Origin of the sequence: Marixanthomonas spongiae (assembly GCF_003095375.1) — a bacterium.
GTDB classification, from domain to species: Bacteria; Bacteroidota; Bacteroidia; order Flavobacteriales; family Flavobacteriaceae; genus Marixanthomonas; species Marixanthomonas spongiae.
In genome coordinates, this window is sequence record NZ_QEHR01000007.1 from 72,501 (window position 1) to 88,254 (window position 15,754).

The 15,754-nt window shown below is 40.5% G+C and carries 16 protein-coding genes and 1 other RNA gene; 9 read left to right on the plus strand and 8 right to left on the minus strand.

What is annotated here, in order from left to right; translation table 11 throughout:
- Positions 1-12: 12 nt before the first annotated feature.
- Positions 13-738: a YebC/PmpR family DNA-binding transcriptional regulator gene (locus DDV96_RS11475; protein ID WP_116694911.1), complete on the plus strand. Its 726-nt coding sequence runs from the start codon at positions 13-15 to the stop codon at positions 736-738.
- Between the two features lie 52 nt (positions 739-790).
- Here DDV96_RS11475 and DDV96_RS11480 read toward each other — a convergent pair whose 3' ends face one another.
- The 4 genes from DDV96_RS11480 to DDV96_RS11495 form a co-directional block, all read right to left on the minus strand.
- Positions 791-1,327 carry a 1-acyl-sn-glycerol-3-phosphate acyltransferase gene (locus DDV96_RS11480; RefSeq protein WP_116694912.1) on the minus strand — a complete coding sequence of 179 codons (537 nt, stop codon included), beginning with the start codon at positions 1,325-1,327 and terminating at the stop codon, positions 791-793.
- Positions 1,328-1,349: 22 nt separating this feature from the next.
- The gene (gene kdsB, locus DDV96_RS16210) at positions 1,350-3,164 is read right to left on the minus strand and encodes a 3-deoxy-manno-octulosonate cytidylyltransferase (RefSeq protein ID WP_206074027.1); all 1,815 of its coding nucleotides are present in this window, start codon (positions 3,162-3,164) and stop codon (positions 1,350-1,352) included.
- Between the two features lie 52 nt (positions 3,165-3,216).
- Complete coding sequence (locus DDV96_RS11490; protein WP_116695096.1) at positions 3,217-3,795, minus strand: DUF4126 domain-containing protein; 579 nt, start codon at positions 3,793-3,795, stop codon at positions 3,217-3,219.
- Between the two features lie 123 nt (positions 3,796-3,918).
- Positions 3,919-5,343 (minus strand): ATP-dependent DNA helicase, encoded by a 1,425-nt coding sequence (locus tag DDV96_RS11495; protein ID WP_116694914.1) that lies wholly within the window; start codon positions 5,341-5,343, stop codon positions 3,919-3,921.
- 131 nt (positions 5,344-5,474) lie between these two features.
- On the opposite strand from DDV96_RS11495, the gene DDV96_RS11500 reads away from it, so the two are divergent.
- The 5 genes from DDV96_RS11500 to DDV96_RS16220 all read left to right on the plus strand — a co-directional run bounded on the left by DDV96_RS11500 (position 5,475) and on the right by DDV96_RS16220 (position 8,410).
- Complete coding sequence (locus DDV96_RS11500) at positions 5,475-6,137, plus strand: hypothetical protein (RefSeq protein ID WP_116694915.1); 663 nt, start codon at positions 5,475-5,477, stop codon at positions 6,135-6,137.
- Positions 6,115-6,960, plus strand: coding sequence for a DUF3822 family protein (locus tag DDV96_RS11505; RefSeq protein WP_116694916.1), 846 nt, complete (start codon positions 6,115-6,117; stop codon positions 6,958-6,960). Before DDV96_RS11500 ends, DDV96_RS11505 begins: the two co-directional genes overlap by 23 nt.
- Positions 6,960-7,493, plus strand: coding sequence for a 16S rRNA (guanine(966)-N(2))-methyltransferase RsmD (gene rsmD / locus DDV96_RS11510; RefSeq protein WP_116694917.1), 534 nt, complete (start codon positions 6,960-6,962; stop codon positions 7,491-7,493). The genes DDV96_RS11505 and rsmD overlap by 1 nt, the downstream gene beginning before the upstream one ends.
- Positions 7,494-7,502: 9 nt before the next feature.
- Entirely contained in the window at positions 7,503-7,889 is a 387-nt protein-coding gene (locus tag DDV96_RS11515; protein ID WP_116694918.1) for a hypothetical protein, read from the plus strand.
- 122 nt (positions 7,890-8,011) lie between these two features.
- Positions 8,012-8,410, plus strand: coding sequence for a hypothetical protein (locus DDV96_RS16220; protein WP_449405529.1), 399 nt, complete (start codon positions 8,012-8,014; stop codon positions 8,408-8,410).
- Here the strand turns inward: DDV96_RS16220 and rnpB are convergent.
- Positions 8,396-8,765: RNase P RNA component class A (gene rnpB, locus DDV96_RS11520), an RNA gene on the minus strand. The genes DDV96_RS16220 and rnpB overlap by 15 nt on opposite strands.
- A 95-nt stretch (positions 8,766-8,860) precedes the next feature.
- On the opposite strand from rnpB, the gene DDV96_RS11525 reads away from it, so the two are divergent.
- From DDV96_RS11525 to DDV96_RS11535, 3 genes are all read left to right on the plus strand, one after another.
- Complete coding sequence (locus tag DDV96_RS11525) at positions 8,861-10,723, plus strand: DNA polymerase III subunit gamma/tau (protein WP_116694919.1); 1,863 nt, start codon at positions 8,861-8,863, stop codon at positions 10,721-10,723.
- A gap of 56 nt (positions 10,724-10,779) precedes the next feature.
- Positions 10,780-11,361 carry a tRNA-(ms[2]io[6]A)-hydroxylase gene (gene miaE / locus DDV96_RS11530; RefSeq protein ID WP_116694920.1) on the plus strand — a complete coding sequence of 194 codons (582 nt, stop codon included), beginning with the start codon at positions 10,780-10,782 and terminating at the stop codon, positions 11,359-11,361.
- A gap of 126 nt (positions 11,362-11,487) precedes the next feature.
- Positions 11,488-12,252 (plus strand): RluA family pseudouridine synthase, encoded by a 765-nt coding sequence (locus tag DDV96_RS11535; RefSeq protein WP_116694921.1) that lies wholly within the window; start codon positions 11,488-11,490, stop codon positions 12,250-12,252.
- Here DDV96_RS11535 and DDV96_RS11540 read toward each other — a convergent pair.
- From DDV96_RS11540 to DDV96_RS11550, 3 genes are read right to left on the minus strand one after another with little or no spacing between them, the layout of a single operon-like run.
- Positions 12,249-13,163, minus strand: coding sequence for a Ppx/GppA phosphatase family protein (locus tag DDV96_RS11540; RefSeq protein WP_116694922.1), 915 nt, complete (start codon positions 13,161-13,163; stop codon positions 12,249-12,251). The two genes, DDV96_RS11535 and DDV96_RS11540, sit on opposite strands and share 4 nt — an antisense overlap.
- Position 13,164: 1 nt before the next feature.
- Complete coding sequence (gene ppk1 / locus DDV96_RS11545; RefSeq protein ID WP_116694923.1) at positions 13,165-15,258, minus strand: polyphosphate kinase 1; 2,094 nt, start codon at positions 15,256-15,258, stop codon at positions 13,165-13,167.
- Positions 15,258-15,743: a SixA phosphatase family protein gene (locus tag DDV96_RS11550; protein ID WP_116694924.1), complete on the minus strand. Its 486-nt coding sequence runs from the start codon at positions 15,741-15,743 to the stop codon at positions 15,258-15,260. Before DDV96_RS11550 ends, ppk1 begins: the two co-directional genes overlap by 1 nt.
- Positions 15,744-15,754: the final 11 nt, after the last annotated feature.

Sequence of the window (15,754 nt, forward strand, 5' to 3'; positions counted from 1 at the left end):
AATTGAACCAATATGGGAAGAGCCTTCGAGTTTAGAAAAGCACGAAAAATGAAACGTTGGGCAGCAATGTCCAAAGCATTTACCCGCATAGGGAAAGACATTGTAATGGCCGTTAAAGAAGGTGGTCCCGACCCAGATGCCAACTCCAGGCTGCGGGCCGTGATACAGAATGCCAAGGCCGTAAACATGCCCAAGGACAATATTGAGCGCGCCATTAAACGGGCAAGCGACAAAAGCCAAGGCGATTATAAAGAAGTGCTTTTTGAAGGCTATGCCCCGCATGGTATTGCCATTCTAATTGAAACCGCGACCGACAACAATACCCGTACCGTGGCCAATATACGCTCTTATTTTAATAAATGCGATGGCAGCTTGGGTACTTCGGGATCGGTGGTGTTTATGTTTGACCATACTTGTAATTTCCGAATCAACGGCGAAAACCTCGACTTGGAAGAACTGGAACTGGAATTGATAGACCATGGCGTGGACGAAATTTTTGAAGACGACGATGGCGTAATGGTTTATGCCCCGTTTGAAAGTTTTGGTGCCATACAGTCTTATCTGGAGGCCAACGATATTGAAATTTTATCTTCCGGTTTTGAGCGTATCCCGCAAGTCACCAAAACCCTATCCAAAGAAGATGCCGCCGATGTGGAAAAGTTACTGGAAAAAATCGAGGAAGATGACGATGTGCAGAACGTGTATCACACCATGGAAGAAACTTCTTCGGAAGCATAATGGAACTCTAACAACAAATCCCCATCTTCAAATTTAAATGCAGTTCAAATGGTTACGTGCGTTCAACCCGCTTGCCCACTACGTTAATAAACTGAAGTTTTAACTGTTTTAAGTCCTCTTCTATAGTTCCTTTGGGATAATAAGCATTGCCAACGGTCACGGTTTTCGTTTTATAATCGAACCCTACGGGAATGATGGGCACATTGGCCGATTTTGCAATATAATAAAACCCTGTTTTCCAGTTTTCTACTTTTTTACGGGTGCCTTCGGGTGATAAAGCGAGCCTAAATTCTTCTTTATCTTCAAAAATTTTGGCAATGGTCGCCACTTTTTTCTGCCCTGGGGTACGGTCTAGCGGTACACCGCCCATCCATTTAAAATACCAGCCAAAAGGAGGTTTGAACAATTCTTTTTTACCAATAAAATTAATTTGTGTTTTTAAAATGCGCCGCGCAAACGCTCCTACATAGAAGTCGTGCCAACTGGTGTGCGGCACCACGATGACCACGGCTTTTTTAATATTTTGGTCAAAACTTCCTTTGATGTGCCAACCCATAAGGTTACAGAAAATAAAACGGGTTAAGCCCATAGTTTAACGGGTTTGTAAGAGGTTACATTTTTAAGTATAATGCTTTCAGTTTTTCTGGGGTCATGAGGGTTTGCCAGTCATCACCCAGCGCATTTTCCCATAAAGGGACCAAACTTAAAGCCACTTCAATCATTTTGTCCAGTTGATTGTCGGTTAGGTTGGCACAAACCCCTTTTGGGATTTCGATGTCATGCTTTTTTACCATTTTTTTGAAGACCACAACATCGTCTTTGTAAAATTCTTCCAATTGATTAAAAACAATACAATTGCCAATACCGTGCTTAGTGCCCAAGACGTATGAGAGTCCGTAGCTCATGGCGTGGGCAACACCAACTTGCGAGTAGGCGATGCTCATCCCGCCGTGCCAAGAAGCCATCATCAATTTGGCGCGGGCTTCGGCTTCTGTTGTGGATTGTTCCAAGAAAATTTCTTTACATAGATCGTAAGCCTTTTCACCATAGCTTTGGCTAAAGGCATTTAAAAATGTACCGTTCAACGATTCCACGCAATGGATAAAACAATCCATTCCCGTATAAAACCATTGGTTTTTAGGAACGCCTTTTGTTAAGTCTGGGTCTAATACCACTTGGTCAAAGGGCGTAAAATCGCTGTTGATGCCCAATTTCCTGACAGGTCCCAGTAAAACGGTGGTTCGGGAAACTTCGGCGCCAGTTCCTGAAATGGTAGGAATGCCAATGTGATAGACTGCTTTCTTTTTAACCAAGTCCCAACCTTGATAATCGGCAGCGCTTCCGTCATTGGTCAACATTATGGACACGGCCTTGGCAATGTCCAACAACGTACCACCCCCTATCCCGATGATCCCGGAAGGTTTTTTTTTGAATTCTGAAGTAATTTCTTTAACCAATTGGTCAATTTGCTCTGTTTCAGGTTCTTTATCCGCTGAAATGAAAATCAATTTATCATTAAAACGCAGTTTTATCCTATTGATGAGATCGTTGTTGTTTTTAAATACATCATCGACCAAAAAGATAAACGGAGCATTTTTTTGGCGTTGCGGTGCCAATATTTCTGGTAATTGGTTAAAACACCCGGCACCGAAAACAACTTTAGGCACCATTGGAAAGTTTCGAAACTTGTTGTTGACCGACTTTTTGTCTTCTTTTTTCAATAATCTGTTCGCTTCAACTAAATCTTCAGGAGTATCTATTTCGACGCCCTGTGCAGTGGTTACCGCCATTTTTATTCTTTTTCCGTATTCCAAATAACGAATACACTCGATTTTCTCTACCGCTTCCAAAGAACGCATGGGCAAGCGGTAAAAATCCATCAATGCTTCTTTTCTAAAAGCATATATTCCCTTGTGTTTATAGTATTTAACATCGGCGTTTTTGTCCCTAGGATACGGGATGGGTGAACGCGAAAAATACAGTGCGAAGCTATCTTCATCGGTAATCACTTTTACGCAATTGGGGTCGCTAATTTCTTTCCAGTCGTCTATTTCGGTCATCAAGGAAGCCAAATCTATAGTATGAGCGTCCTTTCCGTTAAACACATCCAACACCTGTTGCAGGCCTTTTTTGCTGGTAAAAGGTTCATCGCCTTGCACGTTGACCACAATATCTACGTCCATATTTTCAACAGCTTCGGCAATGCGGTCGCTCCCACTTTCGTGTGTTTTTTTACTCATAATGGCTTTGCCACCATTGTTTTCTATTTCTTCACGAATGATATCACTATCGGTCACTACATAGACTTCATCGAAAAGACCGGTATTTTTTGCAGCTTGGTAGGTGCGAACAATTACCGATTTGCCTCCAAGGTCTTGCATTAATTTCCCTGGAAAGCGGGAAGCACCGTAACGCGCGGGGATCATAGCGATTATTTTCAAAGCAATGGTTTTTAAAATGAATTCAAAAATAAGAAGTTTAAGTTTTGGACAAGCGTTTTTTCCGAAGCTTTTTGTAAAACCTTAAAATTAGGAGGAACAAAAATACCACCAACGCAAAAGCCACAATGGGAACAAAAATGGACAATATAGCCATGAGTGTTGCCAAGCCGGTTTCTATCGTGGTAAGCACGGGGTTTGCAAAGCCTGCCGTGGCGGTACTGGAAGTTAACCGTGCCGTTGCCGTGTTCCCTTTTACTGCTGCAGCGGTACCGCCACCGGCAATGATTGCCAAAGCCCAAGTGATTGTTGGGTCTAAGTTGGAAATCGTAGCTACCATCACGGCGGTTCCGGCCAGAGTGGCCAACGGCAAGGCGATGGTATCGAGCACATTGTCCAGCCATGGAATATAATAACCGAAAATCTCGATTAAGGTAGCTACAGCCAGCGTAATAACAGCTGTTAGACTACCGATCCATTGCCAGCTTTCGTTTAATGCAATCACCTCGTAATATCCTGCCAAACTTAAAATGAGCAAAGGCAAAAACACCCGAAACCCCACGGCAGCCGCAAGACCAACGCCTAAAAATATACTTAAAATAATTTCGAATGTATCCATAGTTTCGTCGTAAGAAAAACCTTGCAGGAAGTTTTGGAAAATTTCTCCCATCTTCTGTCTTCAAGCCCTCCATGAACTTGCCTCATCCAGCATTTATCATCCAGCGTCCAGCATTTCACCCCACTAATCTACAAAAAATTCATCCTTAAACCCTATAAGGTACAATTTTTCTGTGGCCCGGGTAATGGCCGTGTAGAGCCACCGTAAATATTCTTTGGTGATGCCGTCGGGCAGGTAGGGTTGTTCTACAAAGACGGTGTTCCACTGTCCGCCTTGCGATTTATGGCAAGTAATGGCATAAGAGAACTTAACCTGTAGGGCATTGAAGTATTTATTGTTTTTAACGGCTAAAAACTTTTTGTACTTCGATTTTACTTCGGTATAATCCTTCATTACTTCATGGTACAGCTTATTGGAATCGTCGTACGAAAGCGACGGGGTTTCGGAAGTGAGCGTATCTAACAACAAAACAGTTTCCAAAGGTTTCATTTTTGGGTAATCCACCATATTGACGAGCACTTCAGCAAATCGAAAGCCGTAGAGCTCTTTAATGCTGAAAATTTCCAATACTTCAATAATATCGCCATTGGCTATAAACCCTGCTTCACTTTGGGGTTTTACCCAGTGGTAATTGTTCTTGACGACCATTAAGTAATCGCCTGCCGCCAGTTCAGACTCCTGAAAAAGGATACGGTTCCTGATGTTTTGATTGTACAAATTCGCCCGTTTGTTTGAACGAACTATGATTACGGTATCTTCGTTGCCAAGCGAACTGTAACTGTCGCTAATGGCATCCATCAACTCTTGCCCGTCCAATGGCCGGATGACCTCTGGATACGGAGTTTCAGAAAATTTAAAATCTTCAAAAAAACCATCATCCAACCGTTGGCGAAGCAATGTGGCATTCATTAAAATTCCGCTGTCGTGCTGTTGGCGCACTACTTCGGTAAGTTCCAGTTCTATTACTTCTTTATTGTATTGGTTTTGCAGGGTGTGTTTGTCCAAAGCGGGGCTCAAGTTCAATTTTACCGGTGGCAACTGTGCCGTATCGCCTATAAGCAACAATTTGCAGTTATGGCCACTGTACACGTATTGCATTAAATCGTCCAAAAGCGACCCGTTTTCAAATAACTTAGAATCTTGGTTGATGTCTGGGATCATAGACGCCTCATCGACTATAAAAATAACATTTCGGCTTTTATTGGGCTTTAACCTAAAGGAGACGCTCCCGCCTTTTTCAGACTTTGGGAAGTATATTTTTTTATGGATGGTAAACGCTTCTTTTTGCGAATAGTTACTAATCACTTTTGCCGCCCGCCCAGTTGGTGCCAATAACACAGACGATTTTTTCAGCTTTATAAGGTTTTTTACCAAGGTACCTACAATGGTCGTTTTCCCTGTTCCGGCATACCCTTTCAGCAAAAAAACCTCATTATCGTTGGTTGCGACCGAAAATTTTGCCAATAACTGCAGGGCCATATCCTGGTTGGCCGTTGTTTGATGGGGGAAATCGTGCTTTAAAAGCGAATAAAATCGTGATGCGTCCATAGTGTATCTGCAAACATAATGGTTTTGCGGCAAGTGATGATTTTTTTAGATTATAGTTTTACGAACAAAAAAAAATTGTAGATTTGCGATAGACCTATTCATATTTTAAACGTTAATAAAACTATCGTACAATGAGACTTGTAATACAGATAATTCTTTGGATTGTTATTATCTTTTTAGGATATAAACTTTATGGTTCCATTAGTGGCCCCTTTGAGTTTAACAAAGAGAAAAAAATCCGGTACCAAAAAGTGATCAATAATTTAAAAGACATTCGTAATGCCGAATTGGCACACCAAGAGATTACAGGCTCTTTCACCGGAAGTTTCGACAGTTTGATACGCTTTATAGACACAGCACAATTTGCCATTACGCAACGCCGCGATTCAGTTTACGCTGATGTTGAAAAAAACAAGGCTTATGGTATTGATGAAGGTTACTTTATCACAGAGTCTTTGATAGATACCCTAAGCTTCACTCCTGTTAAAGATTCATTGTTCGGCAAATCAAACCGTTATAAAACCATGATGGAAGTGCCTGTTAAAGGTGTGGACGCCAAAATAAACCTGCAAGCTGGCACCATTATGAAAAATGGCAGCAAATATTCTGTTTTTGAAGCTAGCGTTCCTAAAGAAGTAGTACTTCAAGGCATGGACAAGGAACTTATACACCAAGAAAAACAAGCGAATACCGTAGAAGGGGTTCGAGGAGCTAATGTACAAGTAGGTTCTATGAACGAAATCGACACCAACGGTAATTGGGGTAAATCGTATGACACTGGGCAAAACCAATAACAATACCATACACTACACTAAAAGGCTGTCCGTTCAAATATCTTTGACCGGACTTTCTTTTTTGGTCACATCCAGTGACGGCAATGAAGTACTGTATTTTTGGGAAGAACGCTTTGAAACTCCTTTTACCCCCGAAGAGTTGCTGTCTAATGTGGAAAGTGCCATGCAGACCCACGAGCAGTTGCAAGAAGGTTTTGACCAGGTCACTTTGCTATATGCCACAGACCTCTATACGCTCGTCCCACGTTCCCTGTTTGATGAAACAAAAGCAAGCGAGTATTTAAAATTCAACTCAAAAATACTGGCCAACGACTATATTTCGCACGATATACTGGAAAACCAAGACATCGTTGTGGTGTACGTGCCCTATATTAACATCAACAATTATTTTTTTGAGCGCTATGGGTCGTTTCAATATTACCACGCCACTTCCATATTGATCCCAAGCATCCTCACTACCGAAAAATTCACAAAAGAGTCTAAGGTTTTCGTGAACGTTAGATCAGAAAGTTTTGATAGCATTGTTGTTAAGGAAGGCCAGTTAATGCTCTGCAACACCTTTTCTTTTAAAACGGCTGAAGATTTTATATATTATCTACTTTTCTGTATGGAGCAGCTTCACTTAAACCCAGAACGCACGCCAGTGATTTTAACGGGTTCCATTGAAAAAGAAGGTGACATTTTTAACGTACTTTACACGTACATACGCGACGTATCTTTTGTGTCTGGAAAGTTGGTTGAGGATTTCAAAAGTTTTTCTGAATCATCTTTTCCCCAACTCACAGCACCACATCAACACTTTGTGTTAAAAAACAGTTTGTAATGCGTATTATTTCAGGAACACATAAAGGAAGACGGTTAATTGCCCCGAAAACGCTTCCCGTAAGGCCCACAACCGATTTTGCCAAGGAAGCTCTTTTCAACATACTGCGAAACTCCCTTTATTTTGAAGAAATCAATGTACTAGACCTATTTGCAGGTACCGGAAACATCAGCTATGAATTTGCCTCCCGCGGCACACAGCACATCACGGCTGTAGATGCACATCCAGCCTGCGTTAAATTTATAAAAGAAACAGCCGAAACACTGGATTTCCCCATTGATACGGTAAAATCTGACGTTGTGAAATACCTCTCAGCTATTTCAGCAACCTTCGATATCATTTTTGCTGATCCTCCCTACAAATTTGATAATAACCAGTTTGAAGAGATCATTGCTACTATTTTTCGAAATAATTTGACAAAACCCAACGGAATGGTTATTATTGAGCATTCAAAAGAGACCGATCTTTCGCACCTACCCTATTTTAAGGAACTGCGGAAATATGGAGGATCGGTGTTCAGTTTTTTTCAATAATACAAATTAATGCTATCCCCAGAGCCTATTTTATTAAACCTGTCCTTCGCAACTCTTGAAATCCATGAAAACTGTGTTATTTCAACTATAAAAGAAGGGATTCTTTTCGACAAAGAAGAACGAAAACAACTTTATGAGGTTTTCAAACAGCATTTTCGGCAAAAACCGTTTGTATATATCTCAAACCGGAAAAACGATTATACGGTAAACCCAACAAGTTACTTGCAGGAAGATGATTTTGCACAGTTAATGGGAATGGCCGTGCTATGTTATTCCAAAAGTACTTATGATAATGCTCTTTTTGAAAAACGGTTTTACAAACAAGAATTTCATGTGTTTTACAGTTTTCAGACTTGTGAACATTGGGCAAAAGAGGTGCTGTTCTCTAAAAACTGACTATTTTATTAATTTAGCAAACAGTTTGTTAATTCGATAAAGTTTTCTTATTATCATCTTAATGTTTTCTTCTCTCTTTATAAAGAGATATGTGAGCCATCTGCTTAAACAAATAGCTCTTTATGAACTTAAAGCCTTTTAAAACAATAGATCTTAGCTACATTTCACTTGAATTGTATGAAAATTATGTTATTTCAACAATTCAAGAGGGAGTGCTTTTTGATCTTCCTTATTTAAATGTAGTTATGGAGATTTATGAAAAATATTATGGTACAAAACAATTTGTTCTAATTGCTCAAAGGATATATGACTATACTATAAACCCAACGTGTTATATAGTTGCTCCCAAAAAATTAAACCTACTAGGAATTGCCGTTGTATGCAAATCAAACTCAGCTTTCGAAACTGCTTTATTCGAAAAAAAATTCTATAACAATCCCTACGAACCTTTTCAAACACTAAAAGCAGCGGTGGAGTGGGCGGAAAAGCTTCTTGAAGAAAATAAAAAAGCAGGCCTATAAGCCGGATTCTGTATCCCGATATTCGAGACCCTTATCATTTATCTAGGCATATTGTTGCCAATATGCTCAATCTGCCTACCCTCCTGCATTGGGCGGGAACCCTCAAGCGCAGGTTTACGTGGCATTTCACCGCATAGAGTTTACCTGATTTCACTACAGCATTACCTGTACATCCTTTCTGTTGCACTGGTCCGCTCCCGTGTTAAAACGGGATGACGGCTGTTAGCCGCTATGCTTCCCTGTGGTGTCCGGACTTTCCTCAACATTCCCGCAAAGGCGGGAATCTCATTATTGATAAGAATACCAATAAATGAGATGCCCAGTCAAGCTGAGCATGCAGCGATAAGGCGGCCTGCCCTGCAAAAATAAACCAATGTTAATAAATACAGTAAAAAAGCAAGCGCTTATTTTTTAAAATGAAACAGGACATGGTTATATTTGTTAGCAACTATGGAACACTTTATCGTATCTGCCCGTAAATACCGCCCTACCCAGTTTAAAGACGTGGTTGGGCAACAAGCCATTACCAATACGCTGAACAATGCCATAGAAAATGATCATTTAGCACAAGCCCTACTTTTTACAGGACCTCGAGGTGTTGGTAAAACCACCTGTGCCCGTATTTTGGCCAAAAAAATAAATCAGGACGGCACCCAACAAGAAGACGAAGATTTTGCGTTTAATATATTTGAACTGGATGCCGCTTCAAACAACTCGGTTGATGATATCCGTAATTTAATCGATCAAGTACGCATACCACCGCAAGTGGGCAGTTATAAGGTGTATATCATTGACGAGGTGCACATGCTGTCTTCCGCAGCTTTCAATGCTTTTTTAAAAACCTTGGAAGAACCGCCAAAGCACGCTATATTTATATTGGCCACCACCGAAAAGCACAAAATTATCCCAACCATCCTGTCCCGTTGCCAAATTTTTGATTTCAGACGGATTACGGTAAGCGATATCAAAGGACACTTGGCCGAGGTAGCCAAACAAGAGGGAATCGACGCCGAGGACGATGCCTTGCACATTATCGCTCAAAAAGCAGATGGTGCCTTACGCGACGCACTGTCCATTTTTGACCGTGTCGTCAGTTTTTCGGGAAAAGAATTAACACGCGAAGCCGTTACCGAAAACCTTAACGTACTCGATTATACGTACTATTTTCAAATAACCGATTTGTTGCTGGAAAACAACATTCCACAAGTATTGCTGGAATACAATACCATTTTGGCCAAAGGGTTCGACGGCCATCATTTTATTATGGGGCTTGCCTCCCACTTCCGTGATTTATTGGTTTGTAAAAACCAACAGACTATTGAATTGTTAGAAGTTGGCGAACGTGTAAAAACCATGTATTTTGAACAATCGCAAAAAACATCGCACAACTTTTTAATTGAAGCCATCGAATTGGCAAACAGTTGCGATTTAACGTATAAAACCAGTCGCAACCAACGCCTTTTAATCGAATTGTGTTTAATGCAATTGGCCTCCCTTACCGCCAAGGGCGAAAAAAAAAAGTTTAGCGGCAACGGTGACAGCACCAAGAGCCGTTACGTAATTCCCCCTTCCCATTTTAAAGCTGCTGAAAAGGAAGCTGCCGGTATTTCATCTTCAAAAGCGTCTAATCCGAAAAGTGAAATTAAAACAGTTGTAACCGAAGCGCCTTTAGCCTCTAAAAATACAACACAAAATGAGGGTACTGAACCAGTAACGCAACCCATTGAAGTTGCTGAACCTCCTGAACAGGCTGAAGAAGAAGGAAACCAAGGCACTAAAGAGACCGAAAATGAAGAAATTTCAGGAAAAAACCTCGCCGACAAACGCTCACAGATTATTACCGATCGCAGTACGAAAAAAGTCTCTGCCTTATCGCTGAAAAGCATCCGCAGAAAACAAGAATTGCAAAAAGAACGGCTTGCCAAACAACCCGACGAAGCAAACCTGCCCACACAACCATTTACAGAAGACGAAATGCGAACCGCTTGGACGCTATATGCCAAAAAAGTGGAAGCCGATGGAAAGTACAACTTACGGTCGCACCTTACCATGGGCATTCCAAAGTTGGAGGGCAATATTATTCACTTGCAGTTTCCCAATGATACCATTAAAGTTGAAGTGGAACGCGCAAAATACGATCTATTGGGCTTTTTGAGGGATAAGCTTCAAAATTACGACATCGATCTTGATATTTTGGTAAACGAAACCGTTCAAAAAAAATACGCTTACACCACCCGCGAAAAGTTTGAAAAACTCCGGGAAAAAAACCCAGCCTTGGAAAAATTGCGCAAAACGTTTGATTTGGATATATAATCCTAATTTCATACTTAATGTGTATTTTTACATTTCAGAATAAATACCTTAAAACTATGCTAGGCCTACAACTACCAACCGATCCCAGATGGGTGAACATCGTTGAAAAAAACGTAGAAGAAATCTTGACCGATCACGCTTTTTGCGAACAGAAAGCGGCTTCAACTGCTATTTCGTTTATCGTTACCTATCCAGAATACACCGACCTGGTACAAGAAATGGTAGCCTTGGTCAAGGAGGAAATCAGTCATTTTAAACTCGTTCATGATAAAATCATTGAGCGGGGCTGGACGCTGGGCCGAGATCGAAAAGATTTATACGTGAATAAATTGATGCAGTTCTTCCCAAAAGGCGGAAGCCGGGTTGACAACTTGGTTCACCGGTTATTGTACGCCGCATTAATAGAAGCCAGAAGCTGTGAACGGTTCCGGTTGTTGAGCGAAGAACTAGAAGATAAAGAACTGGCTGCTTTTTATAAAAGCTTGATGGTAAGCGAAGCAAACCACTATACCATGTTCTTGGGGTTTGCCCGTAAATATGGTGACCGTAAAGAAGTTGACAAAAAATGGAAGGCATTATTGGCCTACGAAGCTGAAATAATGAAAGACTTAAGCAAAAGTGAAACCATCCATGGGTAGCATATTTTGCTTTTAACGACCTGTTTTATTAAAGAGGAAACACATACCGTCCCGCCACAGGAACTACCAATCCGCCTATCAGATTATGTGGGTGGTGTTTTTGAAATAATTCCGTCTAGAAAGGGGATGAAAAAAGCCATTGATAAAGGCTTGGTTTCAGTTAACGGTGTTGTTGCCAAAACAGGAACATTTTTGAAGGGAGGTGAAACAGTAACGCTTTCTTCCGAAGGAAACAAGACAAGTAAGCCTATTCTCCAGCTTCCATTAAAAATTTGTTTTGAGAATGATCACCTCGCTATTATCAATAAACCCTGCGGAATTTTAGTGAGCGGAAATAAAAAGAAAACCATTGCCAATGCATTAGTCCATAACCTTACCAAAAGCGGTGCAACCGATGCGCTTTTAAGGCCAAAACCTGTCCATCGTCTCGATTTTCCTACAAGTGGATTATTGTTGATTGCCAAAACGCATGCAACTGTAATGGCCTTGAACAAATTATTTGAAGACCGAAAAGTAAAAAAAACGTACCACGCTGTTACGTATGGCAAAATGCCTCTATCTGGAACCATTACAACCAAAGTAAATGGAAAAGATGCTTTTACCGAATATAAAGTGCTGCAAACAGTACCTTCAGATCGGTTTGATTGTTTGAATTTAGTTGAACTGTTTCCAAAAACCGGCCGAAAACACCAAATAAGAGTACATCTTTCAAGCTTTGGAACACCTATTTTGGGCGATAAAAACTACGGTAAAGAAGGATTGGTATTAAAAGGAAAAGGATTGTTCCTGAACGCTTCAAAATTAGAATTTATAGATCCGATTACAGATGAGTTTATTTCGGTAACAACCGCACTTCCGAAGAAATTCAAAAAGATATTTCCAAAAAATTAATTATTTACCTCCAATTCAGCGGCAATTTTTTCGTTGTATAGGCTTTTTATAATCCCGTCCGATAGCCCTATTTTAGGAACATATACATTTTTTGCTCCACTCCATTTCATGGCAGAAAGGTAAATTCGGGTTGCCGGTACCACCACATCGGCCCGGTCTGGGTTCATATTGAGTTCAAGGATGCGTTCTTCGTAGCTAAGGGATTTGATCATATCGTAATAAGAGCCCAGATAAAAGTAGCTGAGTGGTTTTCCTATTTTTTTTCCGCTGTTTTTGTAAATGTGGTTTATATTTCCGCCAGAACCGATCAATGATACTTTTTTATAGGGTTTGGTTGTGGTTTTTATCCAGCTTTCCACTTCTTCCCAAATTGTTTCCGTAATCATATTATTGATTATACGTACCGTACCCAGCTTAAACGATTTCGAATCTACCGTTTTCCCATCACTGAACAACGTAAATTCTGTACTACCACCGCCCACATCAACATACAAAAAGGTTTTTTCGGTCTGTATCAATTCCTTTAAATCGGTGGTGGCGATGATGGCAGCTTCATCGTTTCCGTCGATGATATTAATATTGATCCCTGTTTCCTTTTTTAATTCTTCGGCAACTTCGCTACCATTATCAGCTTCGCGCATGGCCGAAGTAGCGCACGCCCTAAAACGGGTCACTTCGTGGTTTTTCATCAAGAGATCAAACGCTTTCATGGCATCGCGCATGCGCAATTGGTTTTTTTCTGAAATATTCCCTTGCAAAAAAACATCGGCACCCAGCCTAATGGGCACCCGCACCAAGGATCGCTTTTTGAAAACAGGGTCTTTGTCCTTTTGTTCGATAACCAAGGCGATCAATAATCGAATGGCGTTCGAACCAATGTCTATTGCAGCATATTTGTCTATCGTAAGCAAACTAATTTTTTAATTTTTGTTGATAATATTCGTATAACTTGAACTGGGACCGAAACGGTTCCTCATCGCTTTTACGGTATTTGTTCAAGGCCTTTCCTGAAATAATACGGGCTTTTATGTTGTCTTTCCAAGAAATTTCGAAGGTATCGATCAATTCCTGCTTTATGTCCTCATCATAAATGGGACAGGTAATCTCTACCCTATTGTCCAGGTTACGGCCCATGAAATCAGCGGAGGATATATATATTTTTGCATCACCGCCATTTTCAAAGATGAACAACCGGGGATGCTCTAAAAATTTATCTACAATACTGATCACTTCAATATTTTCGCTCATTCCCTTCACACCAGGGATTAAACAGCAAATTCCTCGAATAATCAATTTGATTTTCACTCCTGCCCTACTTGCCTGATATAATTTATCGATCATTTTAAAATCTGACAGACTGTTCATTTTCAACCGGATGCCACTGGATTTTCCGTTTTTTTTGTTCTGTATTTCGGTATCGATTAAGTGGTACATTGCGTTTCGGGTATAGTGGGGCGAAACGATAAGATGGCTGTATTTTTTTATTTTATAGTTCACTTCAAAAAAATCGAATACTTTATTGATTTCTTTCCCTATTTTCTGGTTTGAGGTAAACAGGGTATAATCAGTATAAATTTGCGCTGTGGATTCATTGAAGTTTCCGGTGCTTATAAAAGCGTACCGTTTTATCTTTTTACCCTCTAAACGCTCGATTACACAGGCTTTACAGTGTACTTTAAGACCAGAAACCCCAAAAATAAGCCGTACGCCTTCGCTTTGCATCTGCTCTGCGTATTCAATGTTCGCTTCTTCGTCAAAACGAGCTTGCAGTTCAATCTGTACGGTTACTTTTTTTCCGTTTTTCACGGCATTGATGAGTGAACTGGCAATGTGCGAAATTTGCGCAAGCCTGTAAATGGTGATCTGTATGGACTTTACATTAGGATCTAATGCAGCTTCCCTTAAAAATTTAACCACATACGAGAAACTTTGGTAGGGCGCGTACAGCAGATAGTCTTTTTTGGCTATTTTATCCAGCAAACTTCCTTGTAAGCTCAAGCCTTTTATGGGCAAGGGTTCTATTTTTTTGTACAGCAGGTCGGTTCTTCCCAAACTTGGAAATTTCATATAATCGCGCCTGTTATGGTACCTGCCGCCGGGGATAATGCTATCGGTCGTGTCTATGCCCATTTTTTGCAGCAAAAACTGTAGCGTTTCGGCATCTATGCTTTTGTCATATACAAAACGTACAGGATCGCCGCTACTTCTTTTCTTTACGCTTTTTGAGATTTTTTCAAGGAAACTGCGGCTTAAATCACTGTCTATATCCAATTCGGCATCGCGGGTTATTTTGATCATGTGTGCCGAAATGCTTTCATATTTAAAAATACTGAAGATGTTGTTTAAACAATACCGTATCAAATCGTCAAGAATAATGATGTACTGCTTATCCCCTTTTGATGGCAGAACAATAAAACGGTCAATGATTTTAGGGATTTCAATTAGGGCAAAATTGCTTCGGGACTGAAAGGTTTCATCATCTTTTTTCATGACCATGCGTACTGCCAGATAAGCTGCACTGTCTTTCAAGGAGGGAAATTCTTCCAGTTCACCAATCATAATGGTGACTAGAGCCGGGCTTACTTTCCTTATAAAATAATCGGAAATAAATTCACTTTGTGCTTTGGTAACCTCGGTTTCATTGATAATGTAAATATTCTCTTTATGGAGCTCACTTCGAATTTTTTTAAGGATACGCAGGCTGTGCGCTTGTTGTTCGATAACGATTTGAGTGATTTCTTCCAAAAGATCGGAAGCTGAAATGCCCCCCAAAAAACTCCTTCCTCCTTTTCCCGCTTCCACGATTCGCCTGACAGTTGCGTAGCGCACTTTGAAAAATTCATCTAAATTATTCGAAAATATCCCTAGAAACCGAAGCCGTTCGATCAAGGGGACCGAAGGATCTTCTGCCTCTTGCAGTACACGGGCATTGAATTGTAACCAACTGAGTTCGCGGTTACGGTATTCGTTTTTTGTGGTATTTAAATTTGTTATTTTTTCGGTCATTATTTTAAATGTCTGGGGAAAACCATTTCTTTTGTAGTGCCGGTGGAAACGTCGTTCCAGTCATCCACATCAAACTCGATCATTACAAAACCACTGGTGGGCAGGTTTTCAATTTTTTTGCTGCCCATCATATTTACCATCGAAGTAAACGCGTGGTTATGTCCCACAATCATTGCTCTGTCTAAAAAATTATCTATACTCTTAATTACCTGCATCACTTGTTGACCGCTAAAATCATATAAATCGTGGGTCAATTCATAATTATCATCAGTTATGTTAAACGCCTTTTTAAAATATTCGGCCGTGGTTCGTGCACGATTGGCATCGCTGGTGAGTATTTTTTGCGGTGGTTCGATTTCATTTTTAATTTTTTCTGAAACCAAGGTGGCGTCGTTATGGCCGCGTTTTTTTAAAGGGCGCAAGTGGTCGGTAACATCATATTTCCAAGATGATTTTGCGTGCCTTACCAAATAGAGTGTTTTCATAGGTTCTGAGG

Excerpts from the sequence above, each read along its gene's own strand:
- DDV96_RS11550 (WP_116694924.1), bottom strand. The coding sequence starts at position 15,743 with ATGAAAACACTCTATTTGGTAAGGCACGCAAAATCATCTTGGAAATAT.
- rsmD (WP_116694917.1), top strand. The coding sequence starts at position 6,960 with ATGCGTATTATTTCAGGAACACATAAAGGAAGACGGTTAATTGCCCCG.
- DDV96_RS16220 (WP_449405529.1), top strand. The coding sequence starts at position 8,012 with ATGAACTTAAAGCCTTTTAAAACAATAGATCTTAGCTACATTTCACTT.
- DDV96_RS11500 (WP_116694915.1), top strand. The coding sequence starts at position 5,475 with ATGAGACTTGTAATACAGATAATTCTTTGGATTGTTATTATCTTTTTA.
- DDV96_RS11515 (WP_116694918.1), top strand. The coding sequence starts at position 7,503 with ATGCTATCCCCAGAGCCTATTTTATTAAACCTGTCCTTCGCAACTCTT.
- ppk1 (WP_116694923.1), bottom strand. The coding sequence starts at position 15,258 with ATGACCGAAAAAATAACAAATTTAAATACCACAAAAAACGAATACCGT.
- DDV96_RS11535 (WP_116694921.1), top strand. The coding sequence starts at position 11,488 with ATGAAAAAAGCCATTGATAAAGGCTTGGTTTCAGTTAACGGTGTTGTT.
- kdsB (WP_206074027.1), bottom strand. The coding sequence starts at position 3,164 with ATGATCCCCGCGCGTTACGGTGCTTCCCGCTTTCCAGGGAAATTAATG.
- DDV96_RS11490 (WP_116695096.1), bottom strand. The coding sequence starts at position 3,795 with ATGGATACATTCGAAATTATTTTAAGTATATTTTTAGGCGTTGGTCTT.
- DDV96_RS11475 (WP_116694911.1), top strand. The coding sequence starts at position 13 with ATGGGAAGAGCCTTCGAGTTTAGAAAAGCACGAAAAATGAAACGTTGG.
- DDV96_RS11480 (WP_116694912.1), bottom strand. The coding sequence starts at position 1,327 with ATGGGCTTAACCCGTTTTATTTTCTGTAACCTTATGGGTTGGCACATC.
- miaE (WP_116694920.1), top strand. The coding sequence starts at position 10,780 with ATGCTAGGCCTACAACTACCAACCGATCCCAGATGGGTGAACATCGTT.
- DDV96_RS11525 (WP_116694919.1), top strand. The coding sequence starts at position 8,861 with ATGGAACACTTTATCGTATCTGCCCGTAAATACCGCCCTACCCAGTTT.
- DDV96_RS11495 (WP_116694914.1), bottom strand. The coding sequence starts at position 5,343 with ATGGACGCATCACGATTTTATTCGCTTTTAAAGCACGATTTCCCCCAT.
- DDV96_RS11505 (WP_116694916.1), top strand. The coding sequence starts at position 6,115 with ATGACACTGGGCAAAACCAATAACAATACCATACACTACACTAAAAGG.